This is a genomic window from Pseudomonas sp. RW407, from assembly GCF_003176655.1.
Taxonomy (GTDB): Bacteria; Pseudomonadota; Gammaproteobacteria; order Pseudomonadales; family Pseudomonadaceae; genus Pseudomonas; species Pseudomonas delhiensis.
The window spans coordinates 918,377-941,119 of record NZ_QGSL01000029.1; the positions used below are offsets into that span (position 1 = coordinate 918,377).

The 22,743-nt window shown below is 67.7% G+C and carries 24 protein-coding genes; 16 read left to right on the forward strand and 8 right to left on the reverse strand.

The window, feature by feature from the left end; translation table 11 throughout:
* The 3 genes from DK254_RS04950 to aguA form a co-directional block, all read left to right on the forward strand.
* A partial coding sequence (locus tag DK254_RS04950; RefSeq protein WP_109933007.1) for a TetR/AcrR family transcriptional regulator occupies positions 1-626 on the forward strand: 626 nt, incomplete at its 5' end.
* Positions 627-902: 276 nt separating this feature from the next.
* Complete coding sequence (gene aguB / locus DK254_RS04955; RefSeq protein ID WP_109932676.1) at positions 903-1,784, forward strand: N-carbamoylputrescine amidase; 882 nt, start codon at positions 903-905, stop codon at positions 1,782-1,784.
* A gap of 65 nt (positions 1,785-1,849) precedes the next feature.
* Complete coding sequence (gene aguA / locus DK254_RS04960) at positions 1,850-2,953, forward strand: agmatine deiminase (protein ID WP_109932678.1); 1,104 nt, start codon at positions 1,850-1,852, stop codon at positions 2,951-2,953.
* 296 nt (positions 2,954-3,249) lie between these two features.
* Here the strand turns inward: aguA and DK254_RS04965 are convergent, their stop codons facing one another.
* The 3 genes from DK254_RS04965 to desA form a co-directional block, all read right to left on the reverse strand.
* On the reverse strand, positions 3,250-4,614 hold the full coding sequence (locus DK254_RS04965) for an OprD family porin (protein ID WP_109932680.1): 1,365 nt from the start codon (positions 4,612-4,614) through the stop codon (positions 3,250-3,252).
* Between the two features lie 599 nt (positions 4,615-5,213).
* Complete coding sequence (locus DK254_RS04970) at positions 5,214-6,185, reverse strand: sensor domain-containing diguanylate cyclase (RefSeq protein ID WP_109932682.1); 972 nt, start codon at positions 6,183-6,185, stop codon at positions 5,214-5,216.
* 126 nt (positions 6,186-6,311) lie between these two features.
* Positions 6,312-7,493 (reverse strand): delta-9 fatty acid desaturase DesA, encoded by a 1,182-nt coding sequence (desA, locus tag DK254_RS04975; RefSeq protein ID WP_109932684.1) that lies wholly within the window; start codon positions 7,491-7,493, stop codon positions 6,312-6,314.
* A gap of 160 nt (positions 7,494-7,653) precedes the next feature.
* Here desA and DK254_RS04980 point away from each other — a divergent pair, with 160 nt between their 5' ends.
* From DK254_RS04980 to DK254_RS05005, 6 genes are all read left to right on the forward strand, one after another.
* Positions 7,654-9,930, forward strand: a complete 2,277-nt coding sequence (locus DK254_RS04980; protein ID WP_109932686.1) for a bifunctional diguanylate cyclase/phosphodiesterase — start codon at positions 7,654-7,656, stop codon at positions 9,928-9,930.
* A gap of 129 nt (positions 9,931-10,059) precedes the next feature.
* Positions 10,060-10,242, forward strand: a complete 183-nt coding sequence (gene oscA, locus DK254_RS04985) for a sulfur starvation response protein OscA (RefSeq protein WP_009614015.1) — start codon at positions 10,060-10,062, stop codon at positions 10,240-10,242.
* 87 nt (positions 10,243-10,329) lie between these two features.
* Positions 10,330-11,340, forward strand: a complete 1,011-nt coding sequence (locus tag DK254_RS04990) for a sulfate ABC transporter substrate-binding protein (RefSeq protein ID WP_109932688.1) — start codon at positions 10,330-10,332, stop codon at positions 11,338-11,340.
* 89 nt (positions 11,341-11,429) lie between these two features.
* Entirely contained in the window at positions 11,430-12,248 is an 819-nt protein-coding gene (gene cysT / locus DK254_RS04995; RefSeq protein WP_109932690.1) for a sulfate ABC transporter permease subunit CysT, read from the forward strand.
* Positions 12,249-12,258: 10 nt separating this feature from the next.
* Entirely contained in the window at positions 12,259-13,131 is an 873-nt protein-coding gene (cysW, locus tag DK254_RS05000; protein ID WP_109932692.1) for a sulfate ABC transporter permease subunit CysW, read from the forward strand.
* Positions 13,132-13,134: 3 nt separating this feature from the next.
* Positions 13,135-14,124: a sulfate/molybdate ABC transporter ATP-binding protein gene (locus tag DK254_RS05005; RefSeq protein WP_089390825.1), complete on the forward strand. Its 990-nt coding sequence runs from the start codon at positions 13,135-13,137 to the stop codon at positions 14,122-14,124.
* A 77-nt stretch (positions 14,125-14,201) separates the two neighbouring features.
* On the opposite strand, the gene DK254_RS05010 is transcribed toward DK254_RS05005, so the two are convergent.
* On the reverse strand, positions 14,202-14,774 hold the full coding sequence (locus tag DK254_RS05010) for a TetR/AcrR family transcriptional regulator (RefSeq protein ID WP_109932694.1): 573 nt from the start codon (positions 14,772-14,774) through the stop codon (positions 14,202-14,204).
* A gap of 99 nt (positions 14,775-14,873) precedes the next feature.
* Between DK254_RS05010 and DK254_RS05015 the strand changes: the two genes are divergently transcribed.
* Complete coding sequence (locus tag DK254_RS05015) at positions 14,874-15,617, forward strand: SDR family oxidoreductase (protein ID WP_109932696.1); 744 nt, start codon at positions 14,874-14,876, stop codon at positions 15,615-15,617.
* Between the two features lie 32 nt (positions 15,618-15,649).
* Entirely contained in the window at positions 15,650-16,240 is a 591-nt protein-coding gene (locus DK254_RS05020) for a 2-hydroxychromene-2-carboxylate isomerase (RefSeq protein ID WP_109932698.1), read from the forward strand.
* Between the two features lie 36 nt (positions 16,241-16,276).
* Here the strand turns inward: DK254_RS05020 and DK254_RS05025 are convergent, their stop codons facing one another.
* Positions 16,277-16,681 carry a hypothetical protein gene (locus DK254_RS05025; protein ID WP_109932700.1) on the reverse strand — a complete coding sequence of 135 codons (405 nt, stop codon included), beginning with the start codon at positions 16,679-16,681 and terminating at the stop codon, positions 16,277-16,279.
* Between the two features lie 129 nt (positions 16,682-16,810).
* Between DK254_RS05025 and DK254_RS05030 the strand changes: the two genes are divergently transcribed.
* Positions 16,811-17,599, forward strand: coding sequence for a helix-turn-helix domain-containing protein (locus tag DK254_RS05030; RefSeq protein WP_109932702.1), 789 nt, complete (start codon positions 16,811-16,813; stop codon positions 17,597-17,599).
* Positions 17,600-17,603: 4 nt separating this feature from the next.
* Here the strand turns inward: DK254_RS05030 and DK254_RS05035 are convergent, their stop codons facing one another.
* The gene (locus tag DK254_RS05035; RefSeq protein ID WP_109932704.1) at positions 17,604-18,128 is read right to left on the reverse strand and encodes a DUF962 domain-containing protein; all 525 of its coding nucleotides are present in this window, start codon (positions 18,126-18,128) and stop codon (positions 17,604-17,606) included.
* Positions 18,129-18,207: 79 nt separating this feature from the next.
* Between DK254_RS05035 and DK254_RS05040 the strand changes: the two genes are divergently transcribed.
* Together DK254_RS05040 and DK254_RS05045 are read left to right on the forward strand one after the other, a co-directional pair.
* Positions 18,208-18,903, forward strand: coding sequence for a Crp/Fnr family transcriptional regulator (locus tag DK254_RS05040; protein ID WP_109932706.1), 696 nt, complete (start codon positions 18,208-18,210; stop codon positions 18,901-18,903).
* 225 nt (positions 18,904-19,128) lie between these two features.
* Complete coding sequence (locus DK254_RS05045) at positions 19,129-19,896, forward strand: hypothetical protein (protein WP_109932708.1); 768 nt, start codon at positions 19,129-19,131, stop codon at positions 19,894-19,896.
* A 24-nt stretch (positions 19,897-19,920) separates the two neighbouring features.
* On the opposite strand, the gene ppk2 is transcribed toward DK254_RS05045, so the two are convergent.
* The gene (ppk2, locus tag DK254_RS05050) at positions 19,921-20,808 is read right to left on the reverse strand and encodes a polyphosphate kinase 2 (RefSeq protein ID WP_256595812.1); all 888 of its coding nucleotides are present in this window, start codon (positions 20,806-20,808) and stop codon (positions 19,921-19,923) included.
* A 219-nt stretch (positions 20,809-21,027) separates the two neighbouring features.
* Positions 21,028-22,014, reverse strand: coding sequence for a magnesium transporter CorA family protein (locus tag DK254_RS05055; protein WP_109932711.1), 987 nt, complete (start codon positions 22,012-22,014; stop codon positions 21,028-21,030).
* Between the two features lie 89 nt (positions 22,015-22,103).
* On the opposite strand from DK254_RS05055, the gene DK254_RS05060 reads away from it, so the two are divergent.
* Together DK254_RS05060 and DK254_RS05065 are read left to right on the forward strand one after the other, a co-directional pair.
* Entirely contained in the window at positions 22,104-22,376 is a 273-nt protein-coding gene (locus DK254_RS05060; protein ID WP_109932713.1) for a hypothetical protein, read from the forward strand.
* Between the two features lie 61 nt (positions 22,377-22,437).
* On the forward strand, positions 22,438-22,674 hold the full coding sequence (locus DK254_RS05065) for a TIGR02647 family protein (RefSeq protein ID WP_109932715.1): 237 nt from the start codon (positions 22,438-22,440) through the stop codon (positions 22,672-22,674).
* Positions 22,675-22,743 lie beyond the last annotated feature (69 nt).

The window sequence follows — 22,743 nt, forward strand, 5'->3', positions numbered from 1 at the left end:
CCCCCACCAGCTCCCGCAAGCCCCGCGCCAGCAGCCAGGCGCGCATCGCCAGCATCCTCGACGCCGCCCGCGCCCTGCTTGCCGAAGACGGCACCGCCGGCCTGTCGATCTACGCCGTGGCGGAGCGGGCGGACATACCGCCGTCCTCGGTCTACCACTTCTTCCCCAGCGTGCCGGCGCTGCTGCAGGCGCTGACCGGCGAAGTCCACGCCGCCTTCCGCGCCTGCCTGGCGGCGCCGGTGGACCACGAGGCCCTGCGCGACTGGCACGACCTCTCGCGGCTGGTGGAAGAGCGCATGCTCGCCGTCTACGCCGCCGATGCCGCGGCGCGCCAGCTGATCCTCGCCAGCCACGGCCTGGCCGAGGTGACCCTCGCCGACCGCCAGCACGACATGGAACTGGGCCGCTCCATGCAGGCGCTGTTCGACCGCCACTTCCACCTCCCCGAACTGCCGGCGGACATCGAGGTGTTCAGCCTGGCCATGGAACTGGGCGACCGCGTCTACGCCCTCTCGATGCAACGCCACGGCCGCATCGAACCGCGCCTGGCCGAGGAGGGCATGCGGGTGTTCGACGCCTATCTGTCGCTGTATCTGCCGCCCTTCTTGCCCAAACGGCAGCTGTAGGCGGCAGGCTACAGGCTGCAGGCGAAAAGCGGCTGGCCTCGCCACTTCGATCACGCTCTTACCTGCAGCCTGTAGCCTGCCGCCTGAAGCCGCTTTGTCGATATTTATCTGCCTTTTCATCGGATTCGATGGGCCTACAGATAAAATCCGCTTTAAAAGCCGATTTTTATCGGATATAAATCGCCCCAGCCTTGCGAGAAAGCCTCCTTCTCGCAGCACCCTGCGGCCGCCGCCCAATCCGGAAGGCCGATAAGTATCCGAATAAAAAGGTGTTCCATGACCCGTACCGTCACCGTCGCCGCCACCCAGATGGCGTGCTCCTGGGATGTCCAGGCCAATATCGCCAATGCCGAGAAGCTGGTGCGCCAGGCGGCCGCCCAGGGCGCGCAGATCATCCTGGTCCAGGAACTGTTCGAGACCCCCTACTTCTGCCAGAAGCCCAACGCCGACTACACCCAGTTGGCCACCCCGGTGGAAGAGAACCCGGCCATCGCGCACTTCCAGAAAGTCGCCGCCGAACTGAAGGTCGTGCTGCCGATCAGCTTCTTCGAGCGCGCCGGCCGCGCCCGCTTCAACAGCATCGCCATCATCGACGCCGACGGCAGCAACCTGGGCGTGTACCGCAAGAGCCACATCCCGGACGGCCCCGGCTACCACGAGAAGTACTACTTCAACCCGGGCGACACCGGCTTCAAGGTCTGGGACACCGCCTACGCGCGCATCGGCGTCGGCATCTGCTGGGACCAGTGGTTCCCCGAATGCGCCCGCAGCATGGCGCTGATGGGCGCCGAAGTGCTGTTCTACCCGACCGCCATCGGCAGCGAGCCGCATGACGCCAGCATCACCTCGCGCGACCACTGGCAGCGCGTGCAGCAGGGCCACGCCGGCGCCAACCTGATGCCGCTGGTGGCTTCCAACCGCATCGGCAAGGAAGAGCAGGACGGCTACGACATCACCTTCTACGGCTCCTCGTTCATCGCCGATCAGTTCGGCAAGAAGGTCCAGGAACTGGGCGAGACCGAGGAAGGCATCCTGGTGCACAGCTTCGACCTGGACGCCCTGGAGAAAGTCCGCACCGCCTGGGGTGTGTTCCGCGACCGCCGTCCGAACCTATACTGGCCGATCGCGACCCTCGACGGAGAGAACCTCTCCGAATGACCCCGCGCGGCGGGAGGCGATCCCTCCCGCCGCTTCGTCCGTAGCTGCCCGCACCTGGTGATCCCATGACCACTCTGACCAGTACCCCCCGCGCCGACGGCTTCCGCATGCCGGCGGAATGGGAACCCCACACCCAGACCTGGATGGTCTGGCCCGAGCGCCCGGACAACTGGCGCCTGGGCGGCAAGCCGGCGCAGGCCGCCTTCAGCGCCGTGGCCGAGGCCATCGCGCGCTTCGAGCCGGTCACCGTCTGCGTTTCCGCCGCCCAGTTCGAGAACGCCCGCGCGCGCCTGAGCGACGCCATCCGGGTGATCGAGATCAGCAACGACGACGCCTGGGTGCGCGACACCGGCCCGACCTTCGTGGTGAACGACCAGGGCGCCGTGCGCGGCGTGGACTGGACCTTCAACGCCTGGGGCGGCCTCGACGGCGGCCTGTACTTCCCCTGGCTGCGCGACGACCAGGTGGCGGCGAAGATCCTCCAGGTCGAACGTTGCGGGCGCTACCGCACCGAAGGCTTCGTGCTCGAGGGCGGCTCCATCCACGTGGATGGCGAAGGCACCGTCATCACCACCGAGGAATGCCTGCTCAACCGCAACCGCAACCCGCACCTGTCCCGCGAGGAGATCGAGCAGGTCCTGCGCGAGCACCTGGCGGTGGAGAGCGTGATCTGGCTGCCGGACGGCCTGTACAACGACGAGACCAACGGCCACGTCGACAACTTCTGCTGCTACGTGCGCCCGGGCGAAGTGCTGCTGGCCTGGACCGACGACGTCAACGACCCCAACTACCCGCGCTGCCAGGCCGCCATGCGCGTGCTGGAACAGGCGCGCGACGCCAAGGGCCGCCAGTTGGTGGTGCACAAGATGCCGATCCCCGGCCCGCTGCATGCGACCGGGGAAGAGTGCTCCGGCGTCGACCTGGTGGAAGGCAGCCAGGAGCGCGACCCGTCGATCCGCCTGGCCGGCTCCTACGTGAACTTCCTGATCGTCAACGGCGGCATCGTCGCGCCCAGCTTCGACGATCCGAAGGACGCCGAGGCCAAGGCCATCCTCCAGCGCGTGTTCCCCGAGCACGAAGTGGTGATGGTGCCGGGCCGGGAAATCCTCCTGGGCGGCGGCAACATCCACTGCATCACCCAGCAGCAACCGGCGCCGCAGAAACGCTGAGCCGGCAGCCGCCAACGAAAAGGCCGTCGCCCCGCAAGGGACGACGGCCTTTTTCATCACGGTACCCATCGCAAGATCCGCAGGCGAGCATGGCTTCTCGTAGGAGCGGACTCCGTCCGCGATGGGCCGGCCCCACACACGGTGCTTCCCTGTAGGAGCGCGCCCTGCGCGCGAAATCGCGGGCAGGGCCCGCTCCTACAATCCACCTCGCCGTGAGGCATGGCCTCCCCCCGTAGGAGCGGACCTTGTCCGCGATAGCCGCAACCTCCGGCGCGCTCCTACGGAAAGCCCCGGACCTAGAACAGCGGCAGGGTGTAGCTGACGATCAGGCGGTTCTCGTCCTGGTCGCGCTGGGCCGGGGTAGCGCCCTGGGCCGGCAGGCCGCTGCGCAGCGAGGCGTTCTTCCAGGTGAAGCCCAGGCCCTTGAAGGTACCGTCCGGGATCACGTAGGCCAGGGTGATGTCGCGCTCCCACTCGCTCTGGTCGCCGCGGGCGGTGTCGATGTTGTCGCCGCGCAGGTACAGGGCCTGGAAGGTCAGGCCCGGCAGGCCGGCCTGGGCGAAGTCGTAGCCGTAGCGGGCCTGCCAGGTACGCTCACCGGCACGCAGGAACTTGCCGATCTGCACGTCGGTGATCAGGTAGGCGGTGGCGCCGTCGCCGTTGTTGATGAACGGGAAGTCGCTGTCGCCGCTGAGCTGCTGGTAGCCGACACCGAAGCTGTGGCCGCTGACGATGTAGGTGAACAGGCCGCTGTAGGCCTTGTTGTCGACTTCGCCCTTGGTCACGCCGTTGCCGTAGTAACCGGAGGTGTAGTAGCGCGAGTCATGGCTGTTCTTGCCGTCGTCGCTGCTGTTGAAGTAGCGCAGGTCGCTCTTCAGGACGCCCGGGCCGATCGCCCAGTTGTGCTGCAGGCCGAGGAAATGCTGTTTGTAGAAGTCCTGCAGGTTGCCGTAGTAGTACTGCAGGGTCAGGTCCTTGGTCAGCTTGTAGTCGACGCCGCCGTAGTAGAACTTGTTGACGAACTCGCCGGTGCGCGCGTTGTTGGCGCCGGCGATGGACAGCCCCTCGTTGTTGCTCGAGCTGCGGCCCTTGGTGTGCTCCAGCTGGCCGCCGATCAGCGTCAGGTCCTTGAACTCGTTGGAGGTGATCTGGCCGCCTTCGAAGGTCTGCGGCAGCAGGCGACCGTCGTTGTAGGTCACCACCGGCAGCTTGGGCAGCAGGGTGCCGTAGCGCAGCTCGGTGGCGGAAACCTTCACCTTGGCGGTCGCCCCCAGGTGCGAGAAGTCGTCCACCGCGCGGCCATCGCCATCGGTGGGGAACACGGTGCCGGAGAAGCTGGAGCTGGTCGGGTTGTAGTGGGTGCCCTTGCCGCTGTCCAGGCGCACACCCAGCAGCCCCAGCGCATCGACGCCGAAGCCGACGGTGCCTTCGGTGAAGCCGGAGGTGTAGTTCAGCAGGAAGCCCTGGCCCCATTCCTCCTGCTTGCTCGGCTCGGCCGTGCCATTGCGGTTGTCGCTGTTGATGTAGAAGTTGCGCAGGGTCAGGCTGGCCTTGCTGTCCTCGATGAAGCCGCCGGCGCTGGCCAGCGGAGCATGGGCGCCAAGGGCAGCGGCCGCCACGGCGAGCGCCAGGGTGGATTGCGTGATGTTACGACTCTTCATTGGTAATCCCCATTTATTGATCTTGTGTGAAGTCGGCAAAGCGCCAGGCGCCGCACGGCGCAAATTCCTCCGCCCAGTCGCACGGCCGGGCACGGCCCGGGCCTGCAGGCGAATGGCGGTCGGTCAGTCGGACGCCCCTAGGCGGGGTCTCTACGTGGGCAAGCAGGCAGGAAGGAACTTGCGGAAAGGCATGGCAGCGTCATGGTGAATGCTCGTGTCTTGTTCTTGTGGGCGAAACCTGAGGCTTCACCCCGACATGGCAATCCCCGGGCCAATCGGCCCGGCATGTCCCGACACGTGGACTGGCGCGGGTTGGCATCCCGTAGCCGGCTCCTTCGCTGCGCGCTGGTCAGCGGAAATCCGCCACCTTCCCCGGCCTGGCTGGCGGTTTGTCGCCATGCTCACCGGACTTCATTGCCTGGACCCTGCGGCCACGCTGGGGCAACGATAAGCAATCGGGAATAAATCCAAAAAGAATTAATTATTAAAATGTAATTTCATTTTGGAATAAATAATGCGCCATCGCACCCCGCCAATCCATTTCCCGATAGGGGTACGGGACGGGGGCGAAAGAGGTAGCGGCGCGGAAAAGCGCCGCCTCAGGCCTGCTCGATACGGTCCTTGCCGTTGCGCTTGGCCTGGTACAGCGCGGCGTCGGCCCGGCCGTAGAGCGCCGAGAGGTTCTCGTCGTGGGGCAGCAGCAGGGTCAGGCCCTGGCTGACGCTGATACCGAAGGTCTGCTCGTCTTCCTTGAAGCGCAGGCGCTGCACCTCGCGCTGCAGGCGCTCGCCGATCTGCCGGGCGGTCACCTGGTCGCAGCCGGGCAGCAGCACGGCGAACTCCTCGCCGCCGATGCGGCCGAACAGGTCGCCGCGGCGCAGCGCGCCGGAGGCGCACTGGGCCACGCGCTGCAGCACGCGGTCGCCGACCTGGTGGCCGTAGCGGTCGTTGACCTTCTTGAAGTCGTCCACGTCCAGCAGCAGGAAGGCCAGGGCCGCGCCGGCCTGCTTGGATTCGTTGAAGGCCTGTTCGGCGTTGTCGAAGAAGTAGCGGCGGTTGCTGCTCTGGGTCAGCACGTCGGTGGTCGCCAGGCGCTGCAGTTCGCTTTCCAGGTGTTTCTTGTCGGTGATGTCCTCGGCGATGCCGACCACCATCAGCGGCAGGCCGGCCTCGCTGTGCTGGCTGATGAAGCACTTGTCGCTGAGCCAGCGCACCTCGCCGTCGGCGCGCAGGATGCGGTACTCGCGCTGCTCCACGGCGCCACGCTCGAGCACCTGCAGCAGGCTGCTGGCGGCGTAGTCGAGGTCGTCCGGGTAGATGGCGTTGAGCCATTCGTTGTAGTCGGCCAGCAGCAGGGCCGCCGAACGGCCGAAGATGCGCTCGTAGGCGGGGCTGACGTAGACCATGCGCTGGGCCTGCCAGTCGAAGGCCCAGAGCACCGCGTTGACGCTGGCCAGCAGGGCGCTGAAAAGCTGCTCGCGTTCTTTCAGGCGCTCCACTTCGGCGCGGCTGTGCAGCAATGCCAGCAGCGCTTCGTCGAGATCCTGCGGCGCCCTGTACCTGTCGTCCATGTGTCAGCTTCCTACAACTAATCGAGTGGTCTATGACCGCAAAATTAGCCAAGTGCTCGACAAAAAAAGAAAAAGCCCGCCGAACGGCGGGCTTTTTGTGATGGACCTCTCAGATATCGGCCGGGCTCAGACAGCCGGGCGCAGCGAGTAGGTCTTCAGCTGTTCGGCGAAGTCGCGCAGCGACTGGATGCCACTGGCCTCGGCCTCCTGCACCCACTGCTTGATGGCGGCCAGCATGTCGTGGCCGTTGGCGCTGGTCTTCAGCCAGATCTGCTGCAGCGCCAGGCGCTTCTCGTAGATCACCTGCAGGGCCTGGCTGTGCGCCAGCAGGCGCTCGATGCGCGCGTGGTGGCGCTCTTCCAGCAGGCTGGTCTCGCGGGAGAGCAGGCGCTTGCCGCGGCGGAACAGGTGGCGGACGTTGGCGTCGGCCTTGGCCAGCTCCTGCTTGACCAGCGGGCCGATCACCAGCTTGCGGTACTGGGCCATGATCTGGAAGCGGTTGTTGAGGATGGCCATGGCGGTGTCCATGTCCAGGCTGCCCTTGCCTTCCACCCGGTGGGCGATCGGCGCCACCCGCGCCACCTTGGCCAGGCGCAGGAAGCAGAACAGCTTGATCCAGGCCCAGCCCAGGTCGAACTCCCACTTCTTCACCGACAGCTTGGCCGAGTTGGGGTAGGTGTGGTGGTTGTTGTGCAGCTCCTCGCCGCCAATGACGATGCCCCAGGGCACCAGGTTGGTGGCGGCGTCGCGGCACTCGAAGTTGCGGTAGCCCACGGCGTGGCCCAGGCCGTTGATGACGCCGGCGGCCCAGAACGGGATCCAGGCCATCTGCACGGCCCAGACGGTCAGGCCGAGGGCGCCGAACAGGGCGACGTCGACCAGCACCATCAGGGCGATGCCGCCCAGCGGGAAGCGGCCGTAGAGGTTGCGCTCCAGCCAGTCGTCCGGGCAGTTCTTGCCGTAGATGCGCAGGGTGTCCGGGTTCTTCGCTTCCTCGCGGTAGAGTTCGGCGCCCTTGCGCAGCACGGTGCCCAGGCCCTTGTACACCGGGCTGTGCGGGTCTTCGGCGGTCTCGCACTTGGCGTGGTGCTTGCGGTGGATGGCGGTCCACTCGCGGGTGTTCATCCCGGTGGTCATCCACAGCCAGAAACGGAAGAAGTGTTGCAGCGCCGGATGCAGTTCGAGGGCGCGGTGGGCAGAATAGCGATGCAGGTAGACAGTCACGCTGACGATGGTGACGTGGGTGAGCAGCAGCGTGACCACGATCAGCTGCCACAGCGGTAGATCAAGGAAACCGTTGTACCACATGAATGATAATGAACCTCGGCAATGGTCGATGAGCCTGGAACAAGGCCAGTTCGCATTATCACCAAGCGTGGCGGGAAAACCATCCGGTCTTTTTGATATGAACAGGGGCCATTGGCCATCCTCTATACTGCGCAGCCAATAACTCGTCCCCCTCGTCGCAATGAACCCACGCCCGAGTGCCCTCCGCATCTGCCTGCTGTACCTGCTGTTCGCCTGCCTGTGGGGGCTGACGAGCGACCGGCTGCTGCGCCTGGCGGTCGGCGAGGGCAACCTGCTGCCCTGGCTGGTGGCGAAAAAGTATCTTTTCTTTGCCATCAGCGCCGGCGTGCTGTTCCTGCTGATGACCCGGCAGCTGAAGTGGATGCGGCGCACCCTGGCTGCCCGCGAGCGGAGCGAACGGCGCTTCGAGCGGGCCCTGGACGCCCTGGACGACGGCCTCTGGGAGTGGGATATCGAGCAGCACCGGGTGTTCTACTCGCCCGGCTACGCGCGGATGACCGGCCTGAGCGCGGAAGAACTGGGCGACAGCTTCGGCAACTGGGAGCAGCGGCTGCACCCGGACGACCGCGACAGCGTGCTGGCCCAGCACCGCGACCTCCTGCAGCGGCGCAGCGAGCGCCTGGAATGCACCTACCGCCTGCGCCACGCCGACGGCAGCTACCGCTGGGTGCATGCCCGCGCGCGCCTGAGCGGCGGCCACGGCGGCGAGCCGCTGCGCATGACCGGCGTCAGCCGCGACGTCACCGAGCAGCGCAAGGCCAACGACCACCTGCGCCAGGCCGCGGCAGTGTTCGAGGCGACCCAGGAAGGCCTGCTGGTGACCGACGAGAAGGGCGTGATCCTCCACGTCAACCCGTCGTTCCAGCGCATCACCGGCTACAGCACCGACGAAGTGGTGGGGCGCAACCCCTCGATGCTCAAGTCCGGGCGCCAGGACGATGCCTTCTACCAGCGCATGTGGCAGGCCCTGAACACCGAAGGCCTGTGGTGCGGGGAAATCTGGAACCGGCGCAAGAGCGGCGAGGTGTACCCGCAATGGCAGCACATCTGCGCCGTGCATGACGAGCAGGGGCGCCTGACGCACTACGTCGCGGTGTTCTCCGACCTCAGCAGCATCAAGCGCTCGCAGCACGAGCTGGACTTCCTCGCCCACCACGACCCGCTCACCGGGCTGCCCAACCGCCTGCTGCTGCGCGAGCGCCTCGAACAGGCCCTGGCCCGCGCCGAGCGCGAGCAGGGCGGCGGCGCCCTGCTGCTGCTCGACCTGGACCACTTCAAGCACGTCAACGACAGCCTCGGCCACAGCGCCGGCGACCAGTTGGTCAAGACGGTGGCCGAGCGCCTGCGCGGCTGCCTCGACGAGCACGCCGCCCTGGCGCGCCTGGGCGGCGACGAGTTCGCCGTGGTCCTGGAAAGCCAGCAGCCGCACCACGCCAGCAGCCTCGCCCAGCGCCTGCTGGAAGCCATGCACGCGCCCTTCGAGGTGCAGGGGCAGCCGGTCTACATCTCCGCCAGTCTGGGCGTCAGCCTGTTCCCCGAGGACGCCCGCGACGTCGACCACCTGCTGCGCCACGCCGACGCCGCGCTGTTCCAGGCCAAGGCCAGCGGGCGCAACCTGTACGCCTTCTACACCCCGGAACTGACCGCCCGCGCCCGCTCCCACGTGCAGGTGGAGGCGGCCCTGCGCCAGGCGCTGGAGCACGACGAGCTGCGCGTGTACTACCAGCCGGTGCACGACCTGGCCAGCGGCCGGGTGGTCGGGGTGGAGTCGCTGGTGCGCTGGCAGCACCCGCAGCGCGGCCTGGTGCCGCCCTGCGAATTCATCCCGGTGGCCGAGGAATGCGGGCTGATCGCCGCCATCGACACCTGGGTGCTGGACCAGGCCTGCCGGCAGATGCGCCAGTGGCTGGACGAGGGCGTGGCGCTGGAGTTCGTCGCGGTGAACCTGTCCAGCCGCCTGTTCGGCCGCGACGGCCTGGAACAGCGGGTGGCCCGCGCCCTGCAGGAAAGCGGCCTGCAGCCGCGGCACCTGGAGCTGGAAGTGACCGAGAGCGCCATCATGCAGAACATCGACCAGTCGGTGGCCCTGCTGCAGCGCCTGCGCGGGCTCGGCGTGCAGCTGGCGATCGACGACTTCGGCACCGGCTATTCCTCGCTGATGCGCCTCAAGCGCATGCCGGTGCAGAAGCTGAAGATCGACCAGGGCTTCGTCGCCGGCCTGCCCGACGACGCCGAGGATGCCGCCATCGCCCGCGCCATCATCGCCCTGGCCCGCAGCATGGGCCTGCACGTGGTGGCAGAGGGCATCGAGCGTCCGGACCAGGCGGCCTTCCTGCTCGACCACGCCTGCGACGCCGGCCAGGGCTACTGGTACGGCCGCCCGCAGCCCGCCGACGAGCTGCCCTGGGCCCAGGCGGCATCGCGCCAGCCAAGTTAAAACCTTGTGGAATATAAAAATTCTTAAATAGTATTTTTAAGAATATTCGACTCCTGCCTAAGATGCGCTCACACCGCACGCGCCGCCCACCCGGGACGGCCCGGCGAAGCCCACCAAGGAGCCCAGATCATGAGCGCAACCCTCCGTAGCCTGGAAGGCCAGGACGAAGCCAACATCCTGCGTGAAGTGCAGAGCGCCCTGCGCGGTCTGCGTTTCGGCGCCGTCGAGATCACCGTGCACAACGGCCAGGTGGTGCAGATCGAGCGCAAGGAGAAGTTCCGCCTGCAGCAGCCCGCCAGCCGCCAGAGCTGATTCCCGGGCCCTGCGGGGCCCGTCGCAACGCCCCGATAAGAACACGCCAACAAGCACAACACCAAGATTCGTATCCAGGAGCTGCACATGTCCATCCGCCGTTTCGCCCTGGCCGCCCTGGCCAGTGCACTGGTTTCCACGCTGGTCGCCGGCCCCGCGGCCGCGGCCACCCAACTGCTGAACGTTTCCTACGACCCGACCCGCGAGCTGTACCAGGCGTACAACGCGGCCTTCATCAAGCACTGGAAGGCCCAGGGCGGCGACGACCTGACCGTGCAGCAATCCCACGGCGGTTCCGGCAAGCAGGCCCGCGCGGTCATCGACGGCCTGAAGGCCGACGTGGTGACCCTGGCCCTGGCCGGCGACATCGACGAACTGAACAAGCTCGGCAACCTGCTGCCGGCCGACTGGCAGGCGCGCCTGCCGGACAACAGCACCCCCTACACCTCGACCATCGTGTTCCTGGTGCGCAAGGGCAACCCCAAGGGCATCAAGGACTGGGGCGACCTGACCAAGCAGGGCGTCGAGGTCATCACCCCGAACCCGAAGACCTCCGGCGGCGCCCGCTGGAACTTCCTGGCCGCCTGGGCCTGGGCCAAGAAGCAGTACGGCAGTGACGACAAGGCCGAGGCCTACGTCAAGGACCTGTACAAGCACGTGCCCGTGCTGGACACCGGCGCCCGCGGCTCGACCATCACCTTCGTCAACAACAACATCGGCGACGTGCTGCTGGCCTGGGAGAACGAAGCCTTCCTGGCCAAGAAGGAACAGGGCGGCGAGAATTTCGAGATCGTCGTGCCCTCGCTGTCGATCCTGGCAGAGCCGCCGGTGGCGGTGGTCGACAAGACCGTCGACAAGAAGGGCACCCGCAAGGTCGCCGAGGAGTACCTGAAGTACCTGTACAGCGAGGAAGGCCAGCGCATCGCCGCGCAGAACTTCTACCGCCCGCGCAACGCCAAGGTCGCCGCCGAGTTCGCCAACCAGTTCCCGAAACTGGACCTGGTGACCATCGACAAGGACTTCGGCGGCTGGAAGGTCGCGCAGCCCAAGTTCTTCAACGACGGCGGCATCTTCGACAAGATTTACCAGGCGCAGTAAACCGCGTAGCCACAAGCGACAAGCCATAAGCTGCAAACAGCTCGCTTGCCGCTTGTGGCTTTTGGCTTGTAGCTAACCGAGAGGTTTCAATGTCACGACGCATCTCCCCGGTCATACCCGGCTTCGGGCTGACTCTGGGCTACACCCTGGTGTATCTCAGCCTGTTGGTGCTGATTCCGCTGGGGGCCCTGTTCCTCAAGACCACCGAGCTCACCTGGGAACAGTTCTGGACCATCATCACCGCCCCGCGCGTGCTCGCCGCGCTCAAGCTGAGCTTCGGCACCGCGCTCATCGCCGCCCTGATCAACGGCGTGATCGGCACCCTGCTGGCCTGGGTGCTGGTGCGCTACGAGTTCCCCGGGCGCAAGATCATCGACGCCATGATCGACCTGCCGTTCGCCCTGCCCACCGCGGTGGCCGGCATCGCCCTGACCGCGCTCTACGCCCCCAACGGCCTGGTCGGCCGCTTCGCCACCGAGCTCGGCTTCAAGATCGCCTACACCCCGCTGGGCATCACCCTGGCGCTGACCTTCGTGGTGCTGCCCTTCGTGGTGCGCACGGTGCAGCCGGTGCTGGCGGACATCCCCCGCGAGGTCGAGGAAGCCGCCGCCTGCCTGGGCGCCAAGCCGCTGCAGGTGTTCCGCCACGTGCTCCTGCCGGCGCTGCTGCCGGCCTGGCTGACCGGCTTCGCCCTGGCCTTCGCCCGCGGCGTCGGCGAGTACGGCTCGGTGATCTTCATCGCCGGCAACATGCCGATGAAGACCGAGATCCTGCCGTTGCTGATCATGGTCAAGCTGGACCAGTACGACTACACCGGCGCCACCGCCATCGGCGTGCTGATGCTGGTGGTGGCCTTCGTCCTGCTGCTGCTGATCAACCTGCTGCAACGCCGCATCGAGACCCCCTGAGGAGCGCGCCATGAGTTCCGCAACGCTTTCCACCGCACAAGCGGCGAACGCCGCCCGGCGTGGCAACCCCTGGGGCCGCCGGCTGCTCATCGGCCTGGCCTGGCTGGCCTTCGCCCTATTCCTGCTGCTGCCGCTCTACGTGGTCCTGAGCGAGGCGCTGAAGCAGGGCTTCGGCACCTTCTTCGAGGCCATCCTCGAGCCCGACGCCCTGGCCGCGCTGAAGCTGACACTGATCGCCGTGGGCATCTCGGTGCCGCTGAACCTGGTGTTCGGCGTGGCCGCCGCCTGGTGCGTGACCAAGTTCGAGTTCCCCGGCAAGAGCATCCTGGTGACCCTGATCGACCTGCCGTTCTCGGTCTCGCCGGTGATCGCCGGCCTGATCTACGTGCTGCTGTTCGGCGCCCAGGGCTACTTCGGCCCCTGGCTAAGCGACCACGACATCCAGATCGTCTTCGCCGTGCCCGGCATCGTCCTGGCGACCATCTTCGTCACCTTCCCCTTCGTCGCCCGCGAGCTGATCCCGCTGATGCAGGAACAGGGCACCCAGGAGGAAGAGGCCGCGCGCCTGCTCGGCGCCAACGGCTGGCAGATGTTCTGGCACGTCACCCTGCCGAACATCAAATGGGGCCTGATCTACGGCGTGGTGCTGTGCACCGCGCGGGCGATGGGCGAGTTCGGCGCGGTATCGGTGGTCTCCGGGCACATCCGCGGCGTCACCAACACCCTGCCGCTGCACGTCGAGATCCTCTACAACGAATACAATCACGTCGCCGCTTTCAGCATCGCCACCCTGCTGCTGCTGATGGCCCTGGTCATCCTGCTGCTCAAGCAGTGGAGCGAGTCGCGCCTGTCCCGATTGAAAGTCAAAGCTGACGAGGAATAAGCCATGAGTATCGAAATCCGTAACGTCAGCAAGAACTTCAACGCCTTCAAGGCGCTCAATGACATCAACCTGGACATCCACAGCGGCGAGCTGGTGGCCCTGCTCGGTCCCTCCGGCTGCGGCAAGACCACCCTGCTGCGGATCATCGCCGGCCTGGAGACCCCGGACGCCGGCAACATCGTGTTCCACGGCGAGGACGTCTCGCAGCACGACGTGCGCGACCGCAACGTCGGCTTCGTGTTCCAGCACTACGCGCTGTTCCGCCACATGACGGTGTTCGACAACGTCGCCTTCGGCCTGCGCATGAAGTCGAAGAAGGAACGCCCCAGCGAGGCGCGCATCGCCGAGAAGGTCCACGAGCTGCTGAACATGGTGCAGCTGGACTGGCTCGCCGACCGCTACCCGGAACAGCTTTCCGGCGGCCAGCGCCAGCGTATCGCCCTGGCCCGCGCGCTGGCGGTGGAACCGAAGATCCTGCTGCTGGACGAACCCTTCGGCGCCCTCGACGCCAAGGTGCGCAAGGAGCTGCGCCGCTGGCTGGCGCGCCTGCACGAGGAGATCAACCTCACCTCCGTGTTCGTCACCCACGACCAGGAAGAGGCCATGGAAGTGGCCGACCGCATCGTGGTGATGAACAAGGGCGTGATCGAGCAGATCGGCTCGCCCGGCGAGGTCTACGAGAACCCGGCCAGCGACTTCGTCTACCACTTCCTCGGCGACTCCAACCGCCTGCACCTGGGCAACGACGAGCACGTGCTGTTCCGCCCGCACGAAGTGTCGCTGTCGCGCCAGGCGGTGGAAGCCCACCGCGCCGCCGAAGTCCGCGACATCCGCCCGCTGGGCGCCATCACCCGGGTGACGCTGAAGGTGGACGGCCAGGACGAGCTGATCGAGGCCGAAGTGGTCAAGGACCACGACAGCCTGGTGGGCCTGGCCCGCGGCGAGACGCTGTACTTCAAGCCCAAGGCCTACCAGCAGGTGGCGAACATCTGAGCCGCTGCTTCTTCGGGAGGTTGCTTGATGCGGCCTCCAAGGCCCGGGGCTTTTCGTAGGAGCGAGCTTGCTCGCTCCTACGAAGAAACCCCATCCTCCAACCGCCGCAGCAGGAACGCTTTACTCGACTCGATGATCGCCCGCTGCGTCTCCTCACTGGCCGTCATCCGCGCCAGCACCAGCGCGCCCACGCACTGGCTGAGCATCGCCCAGGCATCCTCCGCACTCCCCAGCTCCTCCGCCCAGGCCTGCTGCAGCCCGAGCATCGCCGCCTCCACCGTGCCGCGCAGTTGCCCGTCGGCGCGGGCGATCTCCGCGCCCAGGGCGGGGATGGCGCAACCGCCATCGACGTTCTGCACGTGGGCCAGCGTCAGGTAGCGCTGCAGGCAGCGCTCCAGGCGCTCGCGGCCCTGGCTGTCGCCGGCCTTGCCCAGGCGTTCGGCGCTGCGCGTCAGTTCGCGTTCGACGATGGCGGCGAACAGCGCATCCTTGGACGGGAAGTGGTTGTAGAAGGCGCCGCCGCTCAGCCCCACCGCCTTCATCAGCGCGTCCACGCCGACGCTGGCGAAGCCCTCGCGCTTGGCGATGGCGCCGCTGCTCTCCAGCAGGCGCTGGCGGGTTTCTTCCTTGTGGCTGGCTGAGTAACGCATGGCGTGGGCTCCGAAAACGGCTTGACGGCTGTCGGAAGCATAACATAACGTTCGTTTACCAAACGATCGTTTACCTATAACGAAAAGAGGAAACAGACCATGAGCGCTGCCTCCCCCAACGACAAGAAAGTGGTGCTGGTCATCGGCGCCGGCGACGCCACCGGCGGCGCCATCGCCCGCCGCTTCGCCCGCGAGGGCTACGTCGCCTGCGTCACCCGGCGTTCGGCCGACAAGCTGCAGCCGCTGGTCGACGCCATCCGCGCCGAAGGCGGCGAGGCCCACGGCTTCGCCTCGGACGCGCGCAAGGAAGAGCAGGTGGCGGAACTGATGGAAACCATCGAGCGCGACATCGGCCCCATCGAGGCCTTCGTCTTCAACATCGGCGCCAACGTGCCCTGCAGCATCCTCGACGAGACCGCGCGCAAGTACTTCAAGATCTGGGAAATGGCCTGCTTCTCCGGCTTCCTCACCGGCCAGGCGGTGGCCCGGCGCATGGTCGCGCGCAAGCGCGGCACCCTGCTGTTCACCGGCGCCACCGCCGGGCTGCGCGGCGCCGCCGGGTTCGCCGCCTTCGCCGGGGCCAAGCACGGCATCCGCGCGTTGGCCCAGAGCATGGCCCGCGAACTCGGCCCGATGGGCCTGCACGTGGCCCACGTGGTGGTGGACGGCGCCATCGACACCGACTTCATCCGCGACAACTTCCCGCAGAAGTACGCGCTGAAGGACCAGGACGGCATCCTCGATCCCGAGCACATCGCCGACAACTACTGGTACCTGCACAGCCAGCCGCGCGACGCCTGGACCTTCGAACTGGATCTGCGCCCCTGGATCGAGCGCTGGTGAATCCCGACTACCACGACAAGAGAGATCACCCCATGAGCAAGAGCGTCGAGTTCTACTTCGACTTCGGCAGCCCCACCTCCTACCTGGCCTACACCCAACTGCCGGGCATCTGCGCCGAGGCCGGCGCCGAACTGGTCTACCGCCCGGTGCTGCTGGGCGGCGTGTTCCAGGCCACCGGCAATGCCTCGCCCATCGCCGTGCCGGCCAAGGGCCGCTACACCCTCATCGACATGCAGCGCTTCGCCCGCCGCTACGGCGTGCCGCTTAAGATGAACCCGCACTTCCCGATCAACACCCTGCTGCTGATGCGCGCCGCCACCGGCGTGCAACTGCGCCAGCCGGAACGCTTCGAGGCGCTGCTGGCCTGCGTGTTCAAGGGCATGTGGGTGGACGCCCTGAACCTGGGCGATGCGGCGGTGCTGGGCCCGCTGCTGGCCGAGGCCGGCTTCGACCCGCAGGCGCTGCTGGCGCTGAGCGCCGAGCAGGAAGTGAAGGACGCGCTCAAGGCCAACACCGAGGCGGCCATCAAGCGCGGCATGTTCGGCGCGCCGACCATGTTCGTCGGCGACGAGATGTTCTTCGGCCAGGACCGCCTGGACTTCGTCCGCGAGGCGCTGGCCTGAAGCGGCGGGCGGCCCCGCGGGGCCGCCCTTCGCCCATCACAGGCCATGGGGCACGGCGGAGCGGCGCAGGCCGAAGAACTCCAGTTCGGCGAGCACCCCGACCGCCAGTGCCTGGCCGATGACGAAGGCGCAGCCCGGTACGCTCGGCTGCACCCAGCCGCTGAGCAGCAGGAACAGGCTTTCCAGCACCCACAGCAGGTTGGCGGCGATCACCGCCCAGACGCCGGTGCGCGACAGCAGTTCGCTGTTGGCCATCCAGGCCAGCACCAGGGCGAAGGGCAGCAGCACGATGCCGGCCACCATCAGCAGCGCGGCGGGCAGGCCGAACAGCCCGCTCAGCGGGTTGGCGGCCAGCGCCAGCAGCAGGCCGGTGGCGCCGCTGGCGAGGGCGTCGAGTTGCAGGGAACGGCGGAGCAGCGGGGACGGTTGCAGCAGAGTCATGGCGAATCCTCCTGAACGAAGCGCCGCCGGTCCGCGGCGCCTGGCTGCAGAATCCGCCGCGGCGGGCACAGCGTCGATTACCTGCCAGGTAATGGCCGTGCACCGGCGGCAGGTCTATCGTTCGTTGCCATGGACAGCCAAACCCTTCCCGTCGGCGCCCTGTTGCGCCAGTGGCGCCAGCGCCGCCGCCTCAGCCAGCTCGACCTGGCCTGCGACGCGGACATCTCCACGCGCCACCTGAGCTTCGTCGAGACCGGCCGCGCCCTGCCCAGCCGCGAGATGCTCCTGCACCTGGCCGAGCAGCTGGACATCCCGCTGCGCGAGCGCAACCGCCTGCTCGGCGCCGCCGGTTATGCGCCGGTGTATTCCGAGCGGGCACTGGACGACCCGGCGCTGACCGTGGCGCGCCAGGCCATCGACCAGTTGCTCAAGGCCCACGAGCCTAACCCGGCGATGGTGGTGGACCGCCACTGGAACCTGCTGGCCTCCAACCACGCGGTGGGCGTCTTCCTCATCGGCGTGGCCCCCGACCTGCTCGCCGCGCCCTGCAACGTGCTGCGCATGAGCCTGCACCCGCGGGGCCTGGCGCCGAACATCCTCAACCTGGGACCGTGGAAGGCCCACGTGATGGCGCGCCTGCAGCGGGACATCGAAGCCAGCGGCGACCCGCAGCTGCAAATCCTGCGCGACGAACTGGCGGGCTACCCGGCGCCGCCCCACGAGGAACAGGCCAGCGGCGACATGGTGCTGATACCGGTGGAGCTGCGCACCGAACTGGGCGTGCTCAGCCTGATAGGCACCATCACGGTGTTCGGCACGCCGGTTGACGTGACTCTCTCGGAACTGGCGCTGGAGACCTTCTTCCCCGCCGATGCGCGCAGCGCGGACATCCTGCGCCGGCTCACCGGCACGGGCTAGGGCCTCAGGCCGCGGCCTTGCGCTCGCGGATGCAGGTCGGCCCGGCGCGTTCCTCGACGGCGCTGCGCACCTCGTCGCGCAGGCCGAGCAGGAAGGCCGCCTCGGCGGCGACGAACAGCGGGCCGACGATCAGCCCCACCAGGTCGTCGACGAAGGCCGGCTTGCGTCCCTCGTACCAGTGGCCGACGAACTGGATCACCCAGCCCACCACGAACAGGCCGATGCCCCAGGCCAGCCAGCTGGCGGTGCTACCCGCGGCCAGCACCGCGCCGGCCCACAGCGACAGCGCCAGGAGCACGCCCATGAGCACGCCGAAGCGCAGGTCCAGGCGCAGGTAGAACACCAGGGAGGCCAGCGCCAGCAGGGTCGCCGGGGCCAGCAGCAGGCCGCCGACCTCCAGGCCCGGGCGCGACAGCAGCACGGCGATGGACAGGACGATCATCGGGATGCCGATGAAGTGGCTGAGGATGTTGCGCCGGTCGCGGTGGTAGGCCGCGTACTGCGCCAGGTGGTCGACGAGTGTTTTCATTGTTCTGTCGTTCGCGGGCAAGGTACTGGCATCATGGCTTGGACTGCCGTACCACTCTGTCAACTAGCCGACAAAGCCCATGCCCGACACCGCCGACTGCCTGCAACGCATCGCCTCCGGCCGTTGGTTCCACGGCCTGCCCGCCGAACTGCGCGAAGCCCTCGGCCAGGCCGCCATCGTCCGCCGCCTGCCCGCCGGGCAGCGCCTGTTCGCCCGCGGCGACGCCCCCTGCGGGCTGTACTGCGTGGTCGAAGGCCGTATGCGCGTCGGCGCGGTGGGCGCCAGCGGCAAGGAGGCGCTGCTGGCGCTGGTGGAAGCGCCCAACTGGTTCGGCGAGATCTGCCTGTTCGACGGCCAGCCGCGCACCCACGACGCCTACGCCGAAGGCCCCACCACCCTGCTGCAGGTGCCGCTGCCGGCACTGCAGGCGCTGCTGGCCGAGAAGCCGCAGTACTGGCGCGACTTCGCCCTGCTGATGAGCCACAAGCTGCGCCTGGCCTTCACCGTGCTGGAGGAGCAGGCCCTGCTGCCGGCCGCGCAACGCCTGGCGCGGCGCCTGCTGATGCTGGCCGCCAGCTACGGCGAGGCCCAGGCCAGCCAGCGCGAGCTGCACCTGCCCCAGGAACAGCTGGCGGCCATGCTCGGGCTGTCGCGGCAGACCACCAACCACCTGCTCAAGGAGCTGGAGGCCCGCGGCGTGCTGCGCCTGAGCTATGCCGGCATCGAGATCCTCGACGCCCACGGCCTGCGCCTGGCCGCCGGCGATCCGGCATGACGGCGTTGGCAAATCACTCTTTCGGATGGTTGCACCGGCCCGCCTAGCCGCTAGCCTGTTGCAAGCCCCGGATCACGGGGCGGGGCGCCGGGGGAGCGCGCCCCGGTTCGGCGCCCCCGCGCAGGGCGCCGGCCGGCCAGGCACGGCCGGCGCAATCCGCGAACCCGCCACGCCCATCGCCGGCGTGGCCAGGCGGCCAACAAGAACAACAGGGAAATTCCCGCCATGAACCGCAAGCATCTCCTGCAGTACCTGTTCCTGTGTCTGTTCGCTTTGTTCACCCTGCCCGCCCGGGCCAACCTGCCCAGCGACGAGCTGCAGCTGCAGAGCATGCAGGTCAACGCCTGCCGGGCCCTGGGCAGCCTGATGCTGCTGCGCGGCGAAGGCTTCCAGGAAGTCCACGCCAACCAGCTGAAGGCCGACCTGGCCGCCCTGGATGCCGCGGTCAAGGGCTACACCAAGGCCGACGACGGCCTGCGCAAGGCCTACCAGGAACTGCTGGGCCAGGTCCGCGCCGGCACCACCTACGGGCCCAGGGAAGAGGACCTGCCCTGGACCTACTCCAAGGACCTCAGCCGCGCGCTGCGCGACTTCCTCGGCCAGGTCGAGCGCTTCGTACCGCCGCCGGCCAAGCCCGGCGAGCTGCCGCTGTGGCAACTGCCGGCACGGGTGGAGTACCTCGCCGTGCAATACCTCGGCCGCGCCTACCTGGGCGGCCTGGAAATCGCCCGCGAGGCGCCGCAGAGCTACCTCGGCCAGGACGAGAGCGTGCTGCTGCCGCTGATCGACAAGGACATCGGCCGCCTGCCGCCCGGGGATGCCGAGAAGAAGCTGCACACACGCTGGAACTACCTGGGCACGGCCCTGGGCGACATGAACAGCAAGAGCAACGCCCTGGTCAGCACCTCCGGCCGGCCCTGGGCGCCGATCATCGTCGAGCGCCACGCCCGCGAGCTGACCGACCAGCTCATGCGGCTCAGCCAGGCCCAGTGAGGCGAGCGCTTGCCCGGCAGCCCCTCAGGCCGCCGGTGCGGGCTCGCCGGCCTCGACCGCCGGCACCGCCGACGGCGCGACATGCGGGCGCGCCAGCTCGTCGCGGTCCAGCTGGGCCGCGCGCCCCACCAGCAGCGGGTCGGGGGCGTGGGCGATGGCCAGGTCCTTGCCGGGGTAGTCCAGCGTGTGCAGGAAGTGGCGCAGGCAGTTCAGCCGCGCGCGCTTCTTGTCGTCGGACTTGACCACCACCCAGGGCGCGTCGGCGGTGTCGGTGTGGAAGAACATCGCCTCCTTGGCCTGGGTGTAGTCGTCCCAGCGGTCCAGCGACTGGATGTCGATCGGCGACAGCTTCCAGTGCTTGAGCGGGTCGTCGCGGCGCGACACGAAGCGCCGCAGCTGTTCCTCGCGGCTGACCGAGAACCAGTACTTGAACAGATGGATACCGTTGCGCACCAGCATGCGCTCCAGTTCCGGCGTCTGCTGCATGAACTCCAGGTACTGGCGCGGCGTGCAGAAGCCCATCACCCGCTCGACGCCGGCGCGGTTGTACCAGGAGCGGTCGAGGAAGACCATTTCCCCCGCGGTGGGCAAGTGCTGGATGTAGCGCTGGAAGTACCACTGGCCGCTTTCCGCGTTACTGGGCTTCTCCAGGGCGACCACCCGCGCGCCACGCGGGTTCAGGTGCTCCATGAAGCGCTTGATGGTGCCGCCCTTGCCGGCGGCGTCACGGCCCTCGAAGAGCACCACGATGCGCTGCCCGGTCTCCTTCACCCAGCTCTGCACCTTCAGCAGCTCCACCTGCAACTGCGCCTTGAGCGCCTCGTACTCCTTGCGCTGCAGGCGCTTGCGGTAGGGGTAGGCCGAGGGCAGGCCGGCGGAGCCGGAATCCTCGTTGCTGCCGCGCGGCGCCATGGCCACGGTGAGGGCGACGGGGCCATGGCTCTGGGCGCGGATTTCCTCGCCGCCGCGGGTCGGCGTCGGAGCCTCCAGGGCGGCGAGGACGGGCGGGGTCTTGGTGTCGGGCTGCGGCATGGTCTCCTCCTGTGAGACGGGCGGGTAATCCCTCCACTGTGCTAGCCGCCGCGCACGGCGTTCTTGATCGACGTCAACGCCAGGCGCGCCCCGCCGGTGCTACAGCCAGCCGCGGTACTTGAACCAGAGGTACGGGATGATCGCCGAGACCACCATGCCCACCAGCGCCATGGGGTAGCCGGCCGCCCAGGCCAGCTCCGGCATGTGCTGGAAGTTCATGCCGTACACGCTGGCCACCAGGGTCGGCGGCAGGAACAGCACCGCGGCGATGGAGAACACCTTGATGATGCTGTTCTGCTCGATGTTGATCAGGCCCAGGGTGGCGTCGAGCAGGAAGGTGATCTCCGCGGACATCTTCGACTGGTAGTCGCCCAGCGAGCGCACGTCGCGCTCCACCGACTTCATGCCCAGGCGCGCCTCCTCGCTGATCCAGGCGTTGCCGTTGCCGCTCTGGCGGAAGTAGGCCAGCGGCCGGCTGACGCTGAGCAGGCTCTCGTTGAGCTTGGACAGCAGCGAGTTCATCCGCCCCAGGTGCTTGACGATCTGCTGCAGGTCGGTCTTGGGCACGCGGGAGCGGGGCAGCTCGCCGTGGTCGGTGAAGATATCCCGCGACAGCGTGTCCAGCTGGCCCTGCACCGACTCCAGCACGTCGGCGATGCGGTCGACCACCGCGTCCATCAGGCTGACGAACAGCAGGTCGCTGGTGCCCTTGCAGCCGCTGCGCTGCACCCGCGTCTCGAAGGTACGGAACGACAGCACGTCGGCGTAGCGCACCGTCACCAGCCACTGCGGGGTGAGCACGCAGGTGACCTCCGCGGTGGTCGGCCGGTGCTCGCGGATGCCGCTGACCACCGAGGTGGTCATGTACAGCGCGCCCTTGTTCTCGTAGAAGCGCGAGGAGTCCTCGATCTCGGCCATTTCCTCGCGGGTCGGCACGTCCACTTCGATGAAGGACTCCAGCACGCGCTCCTCCTCCTCGGTGGGGTGCAGCAGGTCGATCCACAGCGTGCCCGGCGGCATGGCCGCGCCGACCTCGCCGGCGTGGCGCTGCAGACGGTCGCCGTCGAGGGTGTAATAGGTGATCATGTCGCATCCGCGTCCTTCTGCGGCCATCCAGGTCAGCGCAGGTTGGACAACTTCCCCCGGCTGCACAAGCCCGCACGGAGCCACCCGGCATGAGCGACATCGACGACAGCGAAGAATCCTTCGCGGCGCAAACCCTGATCCAGGCCATCGAGAACCAGATCGAAGGCGGCGAACCGGCGGCGGCCCGCGCGGTATTCAACAAGCTGACCCTGGTCGGCTACGAGCGCGAGGAGGCCCTGGAGATGATGGCCATGGTGCTGGCCCACGAGATCCAGGCGATGCTCGCCGAGGACCGCGCCTTCGACGGCGCCTGGTACGAGCAGGCCCTGCGCGATCTGCCGCAGCTGCCCGGCGAGGAATGAGCTTGCCGACGGCGGGGTGGCTGTGGCTAAACTGGGGCCACATCGCCACCGAGGAGTCGCCATGGCCTTCACCCAAGAGCTGGTAGCGGAACTGGAATTGCTTGCCCTGTTCGATCTCGAGAACACCCAGGCGGGCCTGAAGATCCACCATGATGCGGGCCCGACGGCCGTCGCCGCGGCCGGGCGGCTGCACGCCAAGGGCCTGATAGACCAGCCCGACGGCGGCTACCTGACCAGCCTGGGGCTGGACGCCGCCGAACACGCCCAGGTGCTGCTGGGCATCCTCAAGCCTGCCTGAGCCGTGCGGCCGCCATCCATCGGCGGCCCTCCCCCAATCCCTTAAGGACAGCCCCGCCGCGGTCGATAT